Annotated in this window: 11 protein-coding genes; 8 read left to right on the plus strand and 3 right to left on the minus strand. The window is 58.2% G+C overall.

Annotated features, from left to right (window positions below):
- Positions 1–79: 79 nt before the first annotated feature.
- Entirely contained in the window at positions 80–1,000 is a 921-nt protein-coding gene (gene speB / locus AC6I8F_RS04050; RefSeq protein WP_021506644.1) for an agmatinase, read from the plus strand.
- 136 nt (positions 1,001–1,136) lie between these two features.
- On the opposite strand, the gene loiP is transcribed toward speB, so the two are convergent.
- Complete coding sequence (gene loiP / locus AC6I8F_RS04055) at positions 1,137–1,892, minus strand: metalloprotease LoiP (protein WP_021506645.1); 756 nt, start codon at positions 1,890–1,892, stop codon at positions 1,137–1,139.
- A 273-nt stretch (positions 1,893–2,165) separates the two neighbouring features.
- Between loiP and tkt the strand changes: the two genes are divergently transcribed.
- The 6 genes from tkt (at position 2,166) to argO (ending at position 9,791) form a co-directional block, all read left to right on the plus strand.
- Entirely contained in the window at positions 2,166–4,157 is a 1,992-nt protein-coding gene (gene tkt, locus AC6I8F_RS04060) for a transketolase (protein WP_059011510.1), read from the plus strand.
- A 398-nt stretch (positions 4,158–4,555) separates the two neighbouring features.
- Entirely contained in the window at positions 4,556–5,575 is a 1,020-nt protein-coding gene (gene epd / locus AC6I8F_RS04065; RefSeq protein ID WP_166710977.1) for an erythrose-4-phosphate dehydrogenase, read from the plus strand.
- Positions 5,576–5,626: 51 nt separating this feature from the next.
- Entirely contained in the window at positions 5,627–6,790 is a 1,164-nt protein-coding gene (gene pgk / locus AC6I8F_RS04070) for a phosphoglycerate kinase (RefSeq protein WP_021506648.1), read from the plus strand.
- 104 nt (positions 6,791–6,894) lie between these two features.
- Positions 6,895–7,974 carry a class II fructose-bisphosphate aldolase gene (gene fbaA / locus AC6I8F_RS04075; protein ID WP_058757103.1) on the plus strand — a complete coding sequence of 360 codons (1,080 nt, stop codon included), beginning with the start codon at positions 6,895–6,897 and terminating at the stop codon, positions 7,972–7,974.
- A gap of 188 nt (positions 7,975–8,162) precedes the next feature.
- On the plus strand, positions 8,163–9,038 hold the full coding sequence (mscS, locus tag AC6I8F_RS04080; protein WP_021506650.1) for a small-conductance mechanosensitive channel MscS: 876 nt from the start codon (positions 8,163–8,165) through the stop codon (positions 9,036–9,038).
- Positions 9,039–9,167: 129 nt separating this feature from the next.
- A complete protein-coding gene (argO, locus tag AC6I8F_RS04085; RefSeq protein ID WP_166710975.1) occupies positions 9,168–9,791 on the plus strand; it encodes an arginine exporter ArgO in 624 nt (207 codons plus the stop codon).
- Here argO and AC6I8F_RS04090 read toward each other — a convergent pair.
- Entirely contained in the window at positions 9,770–12,046 is a 2,277-nt protein-coding gene (locus AC6I8F_RS04090) for an FAD-dependent oxidoreductase (RefSeq protein ID WP_371815465.1), read from the minus strand. The genes argO and AC6I8F_RS04090 overlap by 22 nt on opposite strands.
- Positions 12,047–12,107: 61 nt before the next feature.
- Here AC6I8F_RS04090 and AC6I8F_RS04095 point away from each other — a divergent pair, with 61 nt between their 5' ends.
- Positions 12,108–12,806 (plus strand): IclR family transcriptional regulator, encoded by a 699-nt coding sequence (locus AC6I8F_RS04095; RefSeq protein WP_136546694.1) that lies wholly within the window; start codon positions 12,108–12,110, stop codon positions 12,804–12,806.
- Here AC6I8F_RS04095 and AC6I8F_RS04100 read toward each other — a convergent pair.
- Entirely contained in the window at positions 12,793–14,100 is a 1,308-nt protein-coding gene (locus AC6I8F_RS04100; RefSeq protein ID WP_166710971.1) for an MFS transporter, read from the minus strand. The two genes, AC6I8F_RS04095 and AC6I8F_RS04100, sit on opposite strands and share 14 nt — an antisense overlap.
- Between the last annotated feature and the right edge of the window lie 86 nt (positions 14,101–14,186).

Consider the following 14,186-nt stretch of genomic DNA (forward strand, 5'->3'; position numbering starts at 1 on the left):
GGGCCTAACGACGCGGAGGGGATTTTTTTCATCTATACCTTAACTGGCTAACCGATTTAAGGATTTAAGAGGACTCGTTATGTACAACACGCTGGGCAATCAGTACGACAACTCCCTGGTTTCTAACGCCTTCGGTTTCATGCGCTTTCCGCTGAACTTCCAGCCTTACGACAGCGACGCCGAGTGGGTGATTACCGGTGTGCCGTTTGATGCCGCAACGTCAGGCCGGCCGGGCAGCCGTTTAGGGCCGGGTGCGATCCGTCAGATCTCTACTAACCTGGCGTGGGAAGGCTGCCGCTGGCCGTGGGATTTCGATCTGCGTCAGCGCCTCAACGTGGTGGACTGCGGCGATCTGGTGTACGCCTTCGGCGATTCACAGGATCTGTCCGACAAGCTGCAGGCGCACGCGGAAAAGCTGCTGGCGAACGGCAAGCGCATGCTGACTTTTGGCGGTGATCACTATGTCACACTGCCGCTGCTGCGCGCGCACGCTAAACACTTCGGCAAGATGGCGCTGGTGCACTTCGATGCGCATACCGATACCTACTCCAACGGCCCGACTTTTGACCACGGCACCATGTTCTACACTGCGCCGCAGGAAGGGCTGATCGATCCGCAGCATTCGGTGCAGATTGGTATCCGTACCGAGTTCGATAAGAGCCTGGGCTTCAACGTGCTGGACGCCGCGCAGGTTAATGACCGCAGCGTGGACGACATTCTGGCCGAAGTGAAGCGCACCGTGGGCGATCTGCCGGTGTACCTGACATTTGATATCGACTGCCTCGATCCGGCCCACGCGCCAGGCACCGGTACGCCAGTGATTGGCGGCCTGACCAGCGATAAAGCCACCAAGCTGATCCGCGGCCTGCAGGGTATGAACATTGTGGGGATGGATCTGGTGGAAGTGGCACCGGGCTACGATCACGCCGACCTGACCTCACTGGCCGCTGCGACGCTGGCGCTGGATATGCTGCACGTGCAGGCGGCGAATAAAGGTTAAGCGGCGGTGCGGACGGCTGCCCTCACCCTGACCCTCTCCCCCAGGAGAGGGAACCGATCGAGCGGGCGGTGATAACAGCACGGACTGCTCCCTCTCCCGCGTGCGGGAGAGGGCTGGGGTGAGGGGAAAACGGCGACTACTTACCATCCGCCGCGATGCGGTCGCGAATATGCTGCGCGCGCGACTCAGAATCTGGATGCGAGTCAAACATTGAGCTCTGGCGGCCCTGATCCAGCTTCGCCAGCTTCTCGAAGCTGGTCGCCAGACCAAGCGGGTTAATGCCGCGCTTCTTCAGCAGATCGTACGAATAGTCATCCGCCTGCGACTCCTGGGTCTGTGAGAACTGCGCGTTAACCAGTTTCTCGCCCATCTCGCCCAGCTGTGACTGCGACAGCGAACCAATCACGCCGCCCACCGACGCCGCAGCGTTGCGTGCCGCCGTGGTCGCGAAAGCCACCTGCATTGCTTTGCGCGTATGGCCGAGCGCGACGTGGCCCATTTCATGGCCGAGCACGCCTTCCACTTCGTTGTCGCTCATCATATCCATCAGACCGCTATAAACGCGGATACAGCCATTGGCCATCGCCCAGGCGTTGACGTCTTTGGTCAGATACACCTTGTAGTTGGCCGGTACGCCGTTGATGTTATCGCCCAGCGCGGCGGCGATTTTGTTCAGCCGCTGCTGATAGCTGCTGTTGGCCGGTGCCAGCTGGTTCTCTTTATCCATCTGGGCACATGACTGATCGCTCAGCTCTTTAACCTGGGCATCATTCAGCGAGTAAGCCTGAAACGCCTGCGCGCCAGACTGCAACAGTGCGTTATTATCCATTCCTTCGCAGCCGCTCAGCAGCGAAACCATTCCCAGCGCGACAACCATGGCGCGAATTTTCATATCAGCATCCTTTGAGTAACAAGTAGAGAAAACAAACACCTGAAAAACCACGCAGGTGTTTAAACGCATTGGTTATAGCGTGCCAGGGGCGGATTGGCTAGCAGACAGGCCCCGAAATGCAACCCTGAACCGCAGATTTAGCATCCTGATACATGTACTTTTGCCCCGATTTTCATGTACATTGATGTGCGACTTTTTTCTCGCTTCGCCTTATAACTCATTAATTACAATCAGTTAAGCGTGGCGGAGCATTAATCCGACCTGGAGTAGAAGATGCCCTCTCGTAAAGAGCTTGCCAACGCCATTCGCGCGTTAAGTATGGATGCAGTACAGAAAGCGAAATCGGGACATCCGGGTGCCCCAATGGGCATGGCCGATATCGCTGAAGTGCTGTGGCGTGATTTCCTGAACCACAATCCAACTAACCCGCTGTGGGCAGATCGCGACCGTTTCGTGCTGTCCAACGGCCACGGCTCGATGCTGATTTACAGCCTGCTGCACCTCACCGGCTATGACCTGCCGATGAGCGAGCTGCAGAACTTCCGTCAGCTGCACTCTAAAACCCCAGGCCACCCGGAATACGGCTACACCGCAGGCGTAGAAACCACCACCGGCCCGCTGGGTCAGGGCATCGCGAATGCCGTGGGCTTCGCCATTGCTGAGCGCACGCTGGCGGCGCAGTTCAACCGTCCGGGTCATGACATCGTAGACCATCACACTTACGTGTTCATGGGCGACGGCTGTATGATGGAAGGCATCTCGCACGAAGTGTGCTCCATCGCCGGTACCCTGAAACTCGGCAAGCTGGTGGCGTTCTATGACGACAACGGCATCTCTATCGACGGTCACGTGGATGGCTGGTTCACCGACGACACTGCTAAACGCTTCGAAGCGTACGGCTGGCACGTGGTGCGTGGCGTAGACGGTCACGACGCCGACGCGATCAAGAAAGCGGTGGAAGAAGCCAAAGCGGTCACCGACAAGCCATCACTGCTGATGTGCAAAACCATCATCGGTTTCGGTTCCCCGAACAAAGCCGGTACGCACGATTCGCACGGTGCCCCGCTGGGTGACGACGAAATCGCGCTGACCCGCAAACAGCTGGGCTGGAACTACGCGCCATTTGAAATTCCTTCTGAAATCTACGCACAGTGGGATGCCAAAGAAGCTGGCCAGGCGAAAGAGAAAGCCTGGGACGAGAAGTTTGCTGCTTACGCCGCTGCGCATCCGGAACTGGCCGCCGAATTCAAACGCCGCGTGAACAACGAGCTGCCTGCTAACTGGCAGGCGGAATCGCAGAAGTTCATCGAGCAGCTGCAGGCTAATCCGGCAAAAATCGCCAGCCGTAAAGCGTCGCAGAATGCCATCGAAGCTTTCGGTAAGCTGCTGCCAGAATATCTGGGCGGCTCGGCTGACCTGGCGCCAAGCAACCTGACCATGTGGTCCGGCTCGAAGCCGATCAATGAAGATGCCGCAGGCAACTACATTCATTACGGCGTGCGTGAGTTTGGTATGACTGCCATCGCTAACGGTATTGCGCTGCACGGTGGCTTCCTGCCGTACACCGCAACCTTCCTGATGTTCGTCGAGTACGCGCGTAACGCGGCACGCATGGCGGCGCTGATGAAAATCCGTCAGGTGATGGTTTATACCCACGACTCTATCGGTCTGGGTGAAGATGGCCCGACGCACCAGCCGGTTGAGCAGATGGCCAGCCTGCGCACCACCCCGAACATGAGCCTGTGGCGTCCGTGTGACCAGGTAGAATCTGCGGTGGCGTGGAAATACGCTATCGAGCGCGTTGACGGTCCATCAGCCCTGATCTTCTCGCGTCAGAACCTGGCGCAGCAGGATCGTAGCGCTGAGCAGCTGGCTAACGTGGCGCGCGGTGGTTACGTGCTGAAAGATTGCGACGGCACGCCGGAGCTGATTCTGATTGCGACCGGTTCTGAAGTTGAGCTGGCGGTCGGCGCTTACGAGCAGCTGAGCGCGGAAGGTCGTAAGGTGCGCGTGGTGTCCATGCCGTCTACCGATGCGTTTGATAAGCAGGATGCGGCTTATCGTGAGTCTGTGCTGCCGAAAGCAGTTGGCGCACGCGTTGCTATCGAAGCCGGTATTGCGGATTACTGGTTCAAATACACCGGCCTGCACGGTGCCATCGTTGGCATGACCACCTTCGGTGAGTCAGCGCCAGCTGAGAAGCTGTTCGAAGAGTTCGGCTTCACCGTGGCCAACGTGGTGAAAACCGCGAAATCGATTCTGTAATTTCGCGTAATGCGTCGCGCCGCTGCGCATTGTAGCGGCGCGATTCATCGCGCATTTCTGCTGCCATCCTCATGCTTTACCACGCGCAATAAATTGCGCCGCGACACCGATGTGCAGATCGGCGGCCCTGTTATCGCCTGAACCTGAAACGGTTCAATTATTCCTGCAGTAATAATTGTCATTGCCTGAATTTGTGACGCAGATCCAATAATCAGCAGCACAGTTGATCGCAATCATTCCTGTTATTCCTTCCATGCTTTATTCTCGCTGAACCGTTTCAGTTGCGGCCATATGCTCGCCGTCAGCAACCGTAACCGGGCAAGAATTCCCTGTACAAAACGCAGCGAAACGCTCAAGGTATTTGGCACGTTTTTTCAGGTGTGGCTGCAGGAAGTGAGATGACCATTCGTATCGCAATAAATGGTTTTGGTCGTATCGGGCGCAACGTGTTGCGTGCGCTGTATGAAACCGGTCGCCGGGCGGAAATCACCGTAGTGGCGATTAACGAACTGGCGGAAGCGGCTGGCATGGCGCATCTGCTGAAGTACGACACCAGCCACGGCCGCTTTGCCTTTGACGTCCGCCAGGAGCGCGATCAGCTGTGGGTTGGTGACGATACCATCCGTATCCTGCATCAGGCTGAGATTGCCGCGCTGCCGTGGCGCGAGCTGAATGTCGATATCGTGCTGGACTGCACCGGCGTGTACGGCAGCCGCGACGATGGTGAAGCGCATCTGCAGGCTGGCGCGAAGAAAGTGTTGTTCTCGCATCCCGGCGGCAACGATTTGGATGCCACCGTAGTGTTCGGCGTTAACGAACAGGCTCTTAAACAAACTGACCGCATTGTCTCCAACGCATCCTGCACCACCAACTGCATTATTCCGGTGATCAAGCTGCTGGATGACGCCTTTGGCATTGAGTCGGGCACCGTGACCACCATTCACTCGGCGATGCACGATCAGCAGGTGATTGACGCGTATCACAGCGACCTGCGCCGTACCCGTGCCGCCAGTCAGTCGATCATTCCGGTCGATACGCGTCTTGCCGCTGGCATTACCCGTATTTTTCCGAAATTTAACGATCGCTTCGAGGCTATCGCGGTGCGCGTGCCGACGATCAACGTGACCGCCATTGATCTGAGCGTTTCGGTGCGCCAGGCGGTGAAGGCGTGTGAGGTCAACGCGTTGCTGCAAAACGCGTCAGAGGGGGCATTTCGTGGTATAGTTGACTATACGGAATTACCGTTAGTCTCAGTAGATTTTAACCACGATCCGCACAGTGCCATAGTGGACGGCACGCAAACGCGGGTCAGCGGTCACCACCTGATCAAAACCCTGGTCTGGTGTGACAACGAATGGGGCTTTGCTAACCGCATGATCGACACCACGTTAGCAATGGCCGCAAGCGGTTTCAGGTAAGACGCGGACTGCGTCTGGCAAAACTTATGAGAATCAACGAGAGGGTTCACCATGTCTGTAATTAAGATGACCGATCTGGATCTTGCTGGTAAACGCGTTCTGATCCGTGCCGATCTCAACGTACCAGTGAAAGAAGGGAAAGTGACGTCAGATGCACGTATTCGTGCTTCTCTGCCTACCATCGAAGCGGCGTTGAAACAGGGCGCGAAAGTGATGGTTACCTCTCACCTGGGTCGCCCGACCGAAGGTGAATACAACGAAGAGTTCTCCCTCCTGCCGGTTGTTAACTACCTGAAAGAAAAACTGAACGGCACTAACGTGACCCTGGCGAAAGACTACCTCGACGGCGTTGAAGTGGGCGCGGGTGAACTGGTGGTGCTGGAAAACGTTCGCTTCAACAAAGGCGAGAAAAAAGACGACGAAACCCTGTCGAAGAAATATGCCGCGCTGTGTGACGTGTTCGTCATGGATGCATTCGGCACCGCGCACCGCGCGCAGGCGTCTACTCACGGCGTGGGCAAATTCGCTCCTATCGCCTGTGCCGGTCCGCTGCTGTCTGCCGAACTGGAAGCGCTGGGCAAAGTGATGAGCAATCCACAGCGTCCGCTGGTCGCCGTGGTGGGTGGTTCTAAAGTGTCCACCAAATTCGACGTGCTGCAGTCGCTGGTGAAAATCGCTGACACCGTGATTGTCGGTGGCGGTATCGCTAACACCTTCGTGGCGATCGACAACAACGTCGGCAAATCGCTGTACGAGCCAGACTTCGTTGAGGCCGCTAAGGGCCTGCGCGACCAGTACGGCATTCCGGTACCTACCGATTCACGCGTCGGCACGGAATTCTCCGAAACTGCCCCGGCAACCGTGAAAAAGGTTTCCGAAGTAGCGGATAACGAAGAAATTATGGACTTCGGTGACGAAACCGCACAGAACATGGCGAAACTGCTGAAAGACGCAAAAACCATTCTGTGGAACGGTCCGGTTGGCGTGTTTGAGTTCCCGAACTTCCGTAAGGGCACCGAAATCGTTGCCAACGCTATCGCAGACAGCGACGCGTTCTCTGTTGCCGGCGGCGGTGATACCCTGGCGGCTATCGACCTGTTCGGTATCGAGGACAAAATCTCCTACATCTCTACCGGTGGCGGTGCGTTCCTCGAGTTCGTGGAAGGCAAAAAACTGCCGGCAGTAGCCATGCTGGAAGAGCGCGCGAAGCAGTAATTTTTGGGGGCAGCGCTTCGGCGCTGTCTGAAGGCTTGCCCGCTGTGGGCGAACAGATCGCATTCCCATTGGGGAGTGGACGATAAACGAAACAGGACACAACCATGTCTAAAATTTTTGATTTCGTAAAACCCGGCGTTGTCACTGGTGATGACGTTCAGAAAATCTTCAAAGTAGCGAAAGAAAACAAATTCGCTCTGCCAGCCGTTAACTGCGTCGGCACGGATTCCATCAACGCAGTACTGGAAGCTGCGGCTAAAGTTAAAGCGCCGGTCATCGTTCAGTTCTCCAACGGTGGTGCTGCCTTCATCGCCGGTAAAGGTTTCAAAACCGACAAACCACAGGGCGCTGCGATTTTCGGCGCAATCGCTGGTGCACACCATGTGCATCTGATGGCTGAACAGTACGGCGTGCCAGTAATCCTGCACACCGACCACTGTGCGAAGAAACTGCTGCCGTGGATCGACGGCCTGCTGGATGCTGGTGAAGAGCACTTCAAAAAAACCGGTAAGCCACTGTTCTCCTCACACATGATCGACCTGTCTGAAGAGTCACTGGAAGAGAACATCGAGATTTCTTCTAAATATCTGGCGCGCATGGCGAAACTGGATATGACGCTGGAAATCGAACTGGGCTGCACCGGTGGTGAAGAAGATGGTGTGGACAACAGCCACATGGACGCTTCTGCACTGTACACTCAGCCAGAAGACGTAGATTACGCTTACACCGAGCTGAGCAAAATCAGCCCGCGTTTCACCATCGCTGCGTCCTTCGGTAACGTGCACGGCGTGTACAAGCCAGGCAACGTGAAACTGACTCCAACCATTCTGCGTGATTCGCAGAAATACGTTTCAGAGAAACACGGCCTGCCGCACAACGCGCTGGACTTCGTATTCCACGGCGGTTCCGGTTCTTCTGCTGCAGAAATCGAAGAGTCTATCAGCTACGGCGTGATCAAGATGAACATCGATACCGATACCCAGTGGGCAACCTGGGACGGCATCCTGCAGTACTACAAAACCAACGAAGCGTACCTGCAGGGTCAGCTTGGCAACCCTAACGGCGCTGACAGCCCGAACAAAAAATACTACGACCCACGCGTCTGGCTGCGTGCGGCACAATCTTCCATGGTTGTGCGCTTAGAGCAGGCTTTCAAAGAGCTGAACGCTGTCGACGTACTGTAATTTTTGCTTACCGTACAAAAAAGGCCCGAAAGGGCCTTTTTTTATGCGTCCCGTCTGGAAATCCCGGTTTATACAGCACATTTTTGGCGCTTCGCCCCATTATTGTTTACCCTTGTACTCGGGAGTGTCGGATTGAATCTGGCAGTTTTTGTACTTTCCTGCGGGAAACTCAACAACAGGGCTAACAAATGGAAGATCTTAACGTCGTTGACGGCATTAACAATGCAGGTGGCTGGCTGGTGCGCAACCAGGCGCTGATCCTCAGCTATGCGGTGAACATCGTGGCGGCTATCGCCATCATTATTGTCGGGATGATTATCGCGCGCGTGGTATCGAACGGCGTCAATCGCCTGCTGGTCGCGCGTCATATTGATGCCACCGTGGCTGATTTCCTCTCGGCGCTGGTGCGCTACGGTATCATTGCCTTCACGATTATTGCCGCGCTGGGCCGCGTCGGTGTGCAGACCGCCTCGGTGATTGCCGTGCTCGGTGCTGCCGGTCTGGCCGTCGGTCTGGCACTGCAGGGGTCGCTCTCCAACCTGGCGGCAGGCGTACTGTTGGTGACCTTCCGTCCATTCCGCACCGGTGAGTTCGTCGATCTCGGTGGCGTAATGGGGACCGTACAGAATGTACAGATCTTCTCGACCACGCTGAAAACCGCTGACGGCAAAATCGTGGTGGTGCCAAACGGCAAAATCATCGCCGGCAACATCGTTAACTTTTCGCGCGAACCTATCCGCCGCAACGAGTTCATTATTGGCGTCGCCTACGATGCGGATGTCGATCAGGTGATCGATCTGCTGCGTGAAGTGGTGGAAGCTGACGAGCGCGTACTGAAAGATCTGGGTATTCAGATTGGCCTGAACGAACTGGCGGCATCGTCGCTGAACTTTGTGGTGCGCTGCTGGAGCAAAAGCGGTGATCTGCAGAACGTCTACTGGGATCTGATGAAGAACTTCAAGCGCACGCTGGATGCGCACGGTATCGGTATTCCTTATCCGCAGATGGACGTGCACCTGCATCAGGTGCAGAGCGAGGCGCAGCAGCCTGCGCGCAGCGAGTAAATTATCTGGGCACCTGCGGGTGCCCTTGTTTTATCAGCTACGCTAATGACCGATTAATTCTTTCCATTTCCGCTAATATCCGCGCCTCACTATACTGCACAGCAACACCCCTTTTTCAGGAACTCTTCTGTGTTATCTGTTTACTTACAAGGGCTTGCCCTTGGTGCTGCGCTGATCCTGCCGTTAGGCCCGCAGAACGCCTTCGTATTGAACCAGGGCATTAAGCGCCACTACCATTTGATGACCGCGTCGTTGTGCACACTGAGCGACATTGCGCTGATCTATGGCGGAATATTTGGCGGCAGCGCGCTGTTGCAGCAGTCGCCGGTTCTGCTGATGCTGATCACCTGGGCTGGCGTGGCGTTTCTGCTGTGGTACGGCTGGGGCGCGTTGCGCAGTGCCTGGCAGGGCGATGTCACGCTGGCGTCAGAGGCGGCGCTGAAGCAGGGGCGCTGGCGCATTGTCGCTACTATGCTGGCGGTGACCTGGCTCAATCCGCATGTCTATCTCGACACCTTCGTGGTGCTCGGCAGCCTCGGCAGTCAGCTGCCGTCGGCGGAGGCGCGCCGCTGGTTTGCTTTCGGCACCGCCAGCGCCTCGCTGCTGTGGTTTTTCGGTCTGGCGCTGCTGGCCGCCTGGCTGTCGCCGCGCCTGCGCACCGTGCGCGCGCAGCGCATCATTAATTTGCTGGTGGGCGGCGTGATGTGGTTTATCGCCCTGCAGCTGGCGCGTCAGGGCATCGCCGGCTGGTGATGCACATGCAGGCCGTAAAGCGCGGGCAGGGCGCCTGCGCTGGCCAGCAGCTCCAGCCGAATCTGGCGGAACGCGGTATCCGGGGGCAGCGCATGATGGCACAGCGAGTGATGATTATCGCTGACCTCGGCCAGCAGCCTGTCATCCAGCCACAGGCGATAGTGGATAGTGCAGTGCGGCGTCACCGCCTGCGCATGGCCCATCTGCACCGTTTCCATCGCATGATCGAAATCGTTATCGAACAGCAACGTAATCTGGCTGGCGCGCTGCGCGTCCGGCCACTGCCAGCACACCCACGGCTGGCAATCGTCCGCTGCCGGCAGCCAGCCGTTGGTGTGACTTTCCGGCCGCAGTTTACCGTTGAGCAAATAGTCGCAGTGCCACAGCCGCAGCGGTGTCGCCAGACTAAACGCGATCAGGATCTGATTGGGCGCGCGGCGCGGTAGCCAGAAATCAAACTCTTCCACGCCGTAATCGCCGTCGTTTATCTGCCGGGTGCGTTTCGCGACGCGCGGATTGAGGCTGTTGAAGACCATCATAATGCCCGGCAGGCGCTGGCGGGTGAGCGCCACTTCAACCGCCGGATTTTCTTCAAAGGCGATAAACAGGTAGCGATCGCACTCCGCACGGTAGTCAAACGGCAGCGAATACGCCTCTTCACCGCTAATCTGCAGGCTGTGTGTGGCCAGCAGCCGATCGCCGCAGGTATTGGCCGGATTGTCGCTGGTCAGCAGTGAAACCTGCAGCGTCTGCGCGGATGACGCCCGCAGCCGCACCGTCAGCGCCGGCAGGCGTTCTCCGGCTTTAAGCGGCAGCAGCAGGGCGCAGCGTGAGGTAAGGGCGTGCCAGCCGCCATCCGCGGGCAGGGCGTGCAGCGCGAAGGTGCTGCTGGCGCTGACCTGAGCGGCACCGGCCGGATGCGCCAGCTGCTGACGCGGAATGTACGCGCCGTGGCGCAGCAGCTGTTGCTGCAGCTGACCAATATGCTCCGGCTGCGCCAGCTGACGCGGTGTCTGGTTATGCTGCTGACACAGCGCCGCCGCGCGGCCCACCACTTCGCCCAGCACGCCACAGGTGCACATCACGCGCGCGCTGCCAAAGGCAACGTGTGTGGCAGAGATAAGCCGACCGGTCAGCAGCAGATTATCCAGCGACTGGCTGTACAGCGCCCGAAACGGAATGGTGTAAGTGCCTTTGCTGTGGAACTGGCGACAGCCGTCGTGAGCGCTGTACACGCCGTCGGCGGGATGCAGGTCAATCGACCAGCCGCCGTAGGCCACCGCATCGTAGTGGTCGCGCTGCGCGATGATATCCTGCTGACACAGCAGAGTATCGCCGAGAAAGCGTCGGCTCTCGCGCTTGCCGGGAATCAGCCCAACCCATTCAATGGTCAGCGTGTCGGCATCGGCAAACTCGCCGGAATTTTTGATGTAATCCCACACGCCCCAGACAATCTTCCACAGCTCCCACTTGATGGTTTCGCTTTCATGCACGGTATCCAGCCGGCCGCCCCACTCAAGCCACCACAGATCGCAGCCGTTGAGATCGGAGCTCAGGCGTTTATAGCGCGGAATGGCGGTGATCTCTTTCAGCGCAAAGGAGGGCGGTACAAAGCGCACCGGCTGCGCGCTGCGTTTGGTATAAAAATAAATTGAGTGGCCGAGCTTGTGGCCAAACTGCTCGCCCGGCGCCATTTTTTCGCCAAACTCCTGCGGTGATTCTGCGCCCACACGGTGCGCGGCCCCGGCCAGATAGCCGAGCACGCCGTCGCCGCTGGCATCAATAAACTGGTCGGCCGTCACGCGATAGCGGGTCTGATTGATGGCGTTGAAAGCCTGAACCGCCTGCAGGCGCTGTGCGGATTTTTCGATGTCGCTGACTACGGTATTGAGCAGCAGCGTCAGGCGCGGCTGCGCCTGCACGATGTCCAGCAGCACCATGTCGAACAGCACCGGGTTGCCCTCTTTGTTGCGCCACAGGTTCTCCTCCATGATCTCGCCCATGATGCCGCCTTCACGCGCCCAGCGGTTGTTATTACCCATATGCGACGTCGCGCCGTTGGCCCACAGCCGCACTTCGCTGGAGGCGTTGCCGCCGGGGACCGGGCGATCCTGAATCAGCACCACCTGCTGGCCCGCGCGTGCCGCAGCCAGCGCGGCGCACACGCCAGCCAGACCGCCGCCGGCGACCAGCACATCGGCGTGTAACGACTGCAACGGAAAGGCACGCGCGGCCTGAGAAGAGAAAGTTTGCATCATGAGGTTACTCCCGCCTGAAGGCTGCTAAGATTGAATTTTTACCGTCACAAGGTGATTTATGTCTTCGCAACCCAACCAGAGCCTGATTGACGGAATTCGCTGCCTGCAATATCTGGTATCCAGTGACAAAGCGGTCGGCGGCCGTGAACTGGCGCGCCAGATGGGGATGAACAGCACGCGGGTAAACCGTCTGCTGATGACCATGGCGTCCATCGGCCTGACGATTCAGGATGAACACCGGCGTTATCTGCCGGGCCCGGGCATTCATGCGCTGGCGGCGCAGGCCATTCGTGGATCGTCGCTGTTTGCTTCGGCACTGCCGCAGCTGGAGGCGCACGCGCCGCGCGACATCGTGGTGGCGCTTGGCGTGCTGTGGGAGGACCAGGTCATCTACATCTGGCACTCGGAGCCCGGCGAGCGCACCAGTACCAGCCAGGCGCTGGCCGGATTCCGCATGCTGCCAGCGTGGCAGTCGGTGATTGGCGTCGCGCTGCTGGCGGCGGAGAGTGACGAGGTGCTGCGGCCACGCTTCAGTGACGAACAGTGGGCGCAGATTGCCCCGCTGCTGGCGCAGAAGCGTGCGCAGGATTATCTGATGTGGCATCGCGAGGACGGCGAAATCAGTATGGCGCAGCCGATCAATAACAACCGCGCGGCGCTGGCCTTCGCCAAAATCTGGCAGGCCGATGAAGCCCAGCTGGCGCAGCGTCTGCAACAGCTGCACGCGCTGGCGAAACGGCTCATCAGCGCGCGCTGACATGGTCAATTTTTCCTACCACAAACAGATAGCTGCAGATGCCAATAGCGGCCAGCACGGCGATAAAGGCCAGCGCCGGCGCGAAGTTGCTGCCGTCAATCAGGGCACCGATGGCGATCGGCACCACGATTGATGACAGCGCGCCGGTAAAGTTAAATACGCCGCCGGCCAGACCGATCAGATGGCGCGGCGCCAGCGCGGTAACAAACACCCAGGTGATGGTCGCCAGGCCATTACCAAAAAACGCCAGCGACATAAAAAGGATGATCAGCCGTGAATCTTCGGTGTAGTTAGCACCCAGAATAAACAGCGTGAGGAACAGGCCGAGGATCACCGGCAGCTTGCGCGCCACGCTGGCTGACACGCCGCGCCGGATCATGCGGTCTGAGGCAAAGCCAGCCAGCAGCACACCACAAAACGCCGCGAAGTAGGGCAGCGACGCCACGTAGCCGCTCTTGATAAAGTCCATGTGGCGATACTCCACCAGATAGGTGGGAAACCAGGTTAGGAAAAACCAGAAGGTGGCAGAGATGGTGAACTGGCCAATATAGATGCCGACCAGCTTGCGGCTGCGAAACATCTGCGCCAGATCGGCCCAGCGTGCACGCGGCGCCTGGCTGCCCTGGCGATTTTCCAGCAGTGCGCCGTTGTCACGCAGATAGTTAAGTTCAGCCTCTGATACACCTTTGTGCTGGTGCGGCTCGCGATACAGCAGATACCACACCAGCGCCCAAATCATGCCCGCCACGCCGGTAATCAGAAACAGCCCGCGCCAGCCAAACGCAGCCTGCACGTGAAACAGCAGCGGCGTCATACAGGCGAGGCCAACAAACTGTGCGGACGAGTAGATGCCAATTGCACTGGCACGCTCCTGCTCGGGGAACCAGCTGGAAATCACCCGATTGTTAGCCGGCATCACCGGTGCCTCGAAGGCGCCGACGCCGAGGCGCAGACCGAACAGCGCGCCGAAGCTGCTGGCAAAAGCGTGCAGTGCGGTGATCAGCGACCAGGCAAACAGCCCCGCGCCGTATACCAGCCGCGCACCGAGACGATCGATCAGGAATCCGCCGGGAATTTGCAGCGCCGCATAGATCCAGCCGAACGCCGAGAAGATCAGCCCCATCTCCAGCGGCGAGAAGCGCAGTTCACCGGCCATCTGCGTGGCGGCCACCGACAGGTTGGTGCGATCCATGTAGTTAATGATGATGTTGATAAACACCAGTGCCAGCATCATAAAGCGTGTGCGTCCGGCTCGCACGCTGACCGCGCTTTGGCTAAGTGGCTGTTCTGTCATAATACAACTCTCCCGAGGGGCAGAAGTGTTTCTTTAATAGAAACGCAGGCGGCGCTTTTCAGCGAATCTGTAGCGATAAATTTGCG

Source organism: gamma proteobacterium symbiont of Axiagastus rosmarus (assembly GCF_059730925.1).

What these genes read in the sequence shown, in the direction of transcription:
- AC6I8F_RS04090 (WP_371815465.1), bottom strand. Translation starts at nt 12,046, where the DNA reads ATGCAAACTTTCTCTTCTCAGGCCGCGCGTGCCTTTCCGTTGCAGTCG.
- epd (WP_166710977.1), top strand. Translation starts at nt 4,556, where the DNA reads ATGACCATTCGTATCGCAATAAATGGTTTTGGTCGTATCGGGCGCAAC.
- AC6I8F_RS04095 (WP_136546694.1), top strand. Translation starts at nt 12,108, where the DNA reads ATGTCTTCGCAACCCAACCAGAGCCTGATTGACGGAATTCGCTGCCTG.
- loiP (WP_021506645.1), bottom strand. Translation starts at nt 1,892, where the DNA reads ATGAAAATTCGCGCCATGGTTGTCGCGCTGGGAATGGTTTCGCTGCTG.
- fbaA (WP_058757103.1), top strand. Translation starts at nt 6,895, where the DNA reads ATGTCTAAAATTTTTGATTTCGTAAAACCCGGCGTTGTCACTGGTGAT.
- AC6I8F_RS04100 (WP_166710971.1), bottom strand. Translation starts at nt 14,100, where the DNA reads ATGACAGAACAGCCACTTAGCCAAAGCGCGGTCAGCGTGCGAGCCGGA.
- tkt (WP_059011510.1), top strand. Translation starts at nt 2,166, where the DNA reads ATGCCCTCTCGTAAAGAGCTTGCCAACGCCATTCGCGCGTTAAGTATG.
- pgk (WP_021506648.1), top strand. Translation starts at nt 5,627, where the DNA reads ATGTCTGTAATTAAGATGACCGATCTGGATCTTGCTGGTAAACGCGTT.
- mscS (WP_021506650.1), top strand. Translation starts at nt 8,163, where the DNA reads ATGGAAGATCTTAACGTCGTTGACGGCATTAACAATGCAGGTGGCTGG.
- speB (WP_021506644.1), top strand. Translation starts at nt 80, where the DNA reads ATGTACAACACGCTGGGCAATCAGTACGACAACTCCCTGGTTTCTAAC.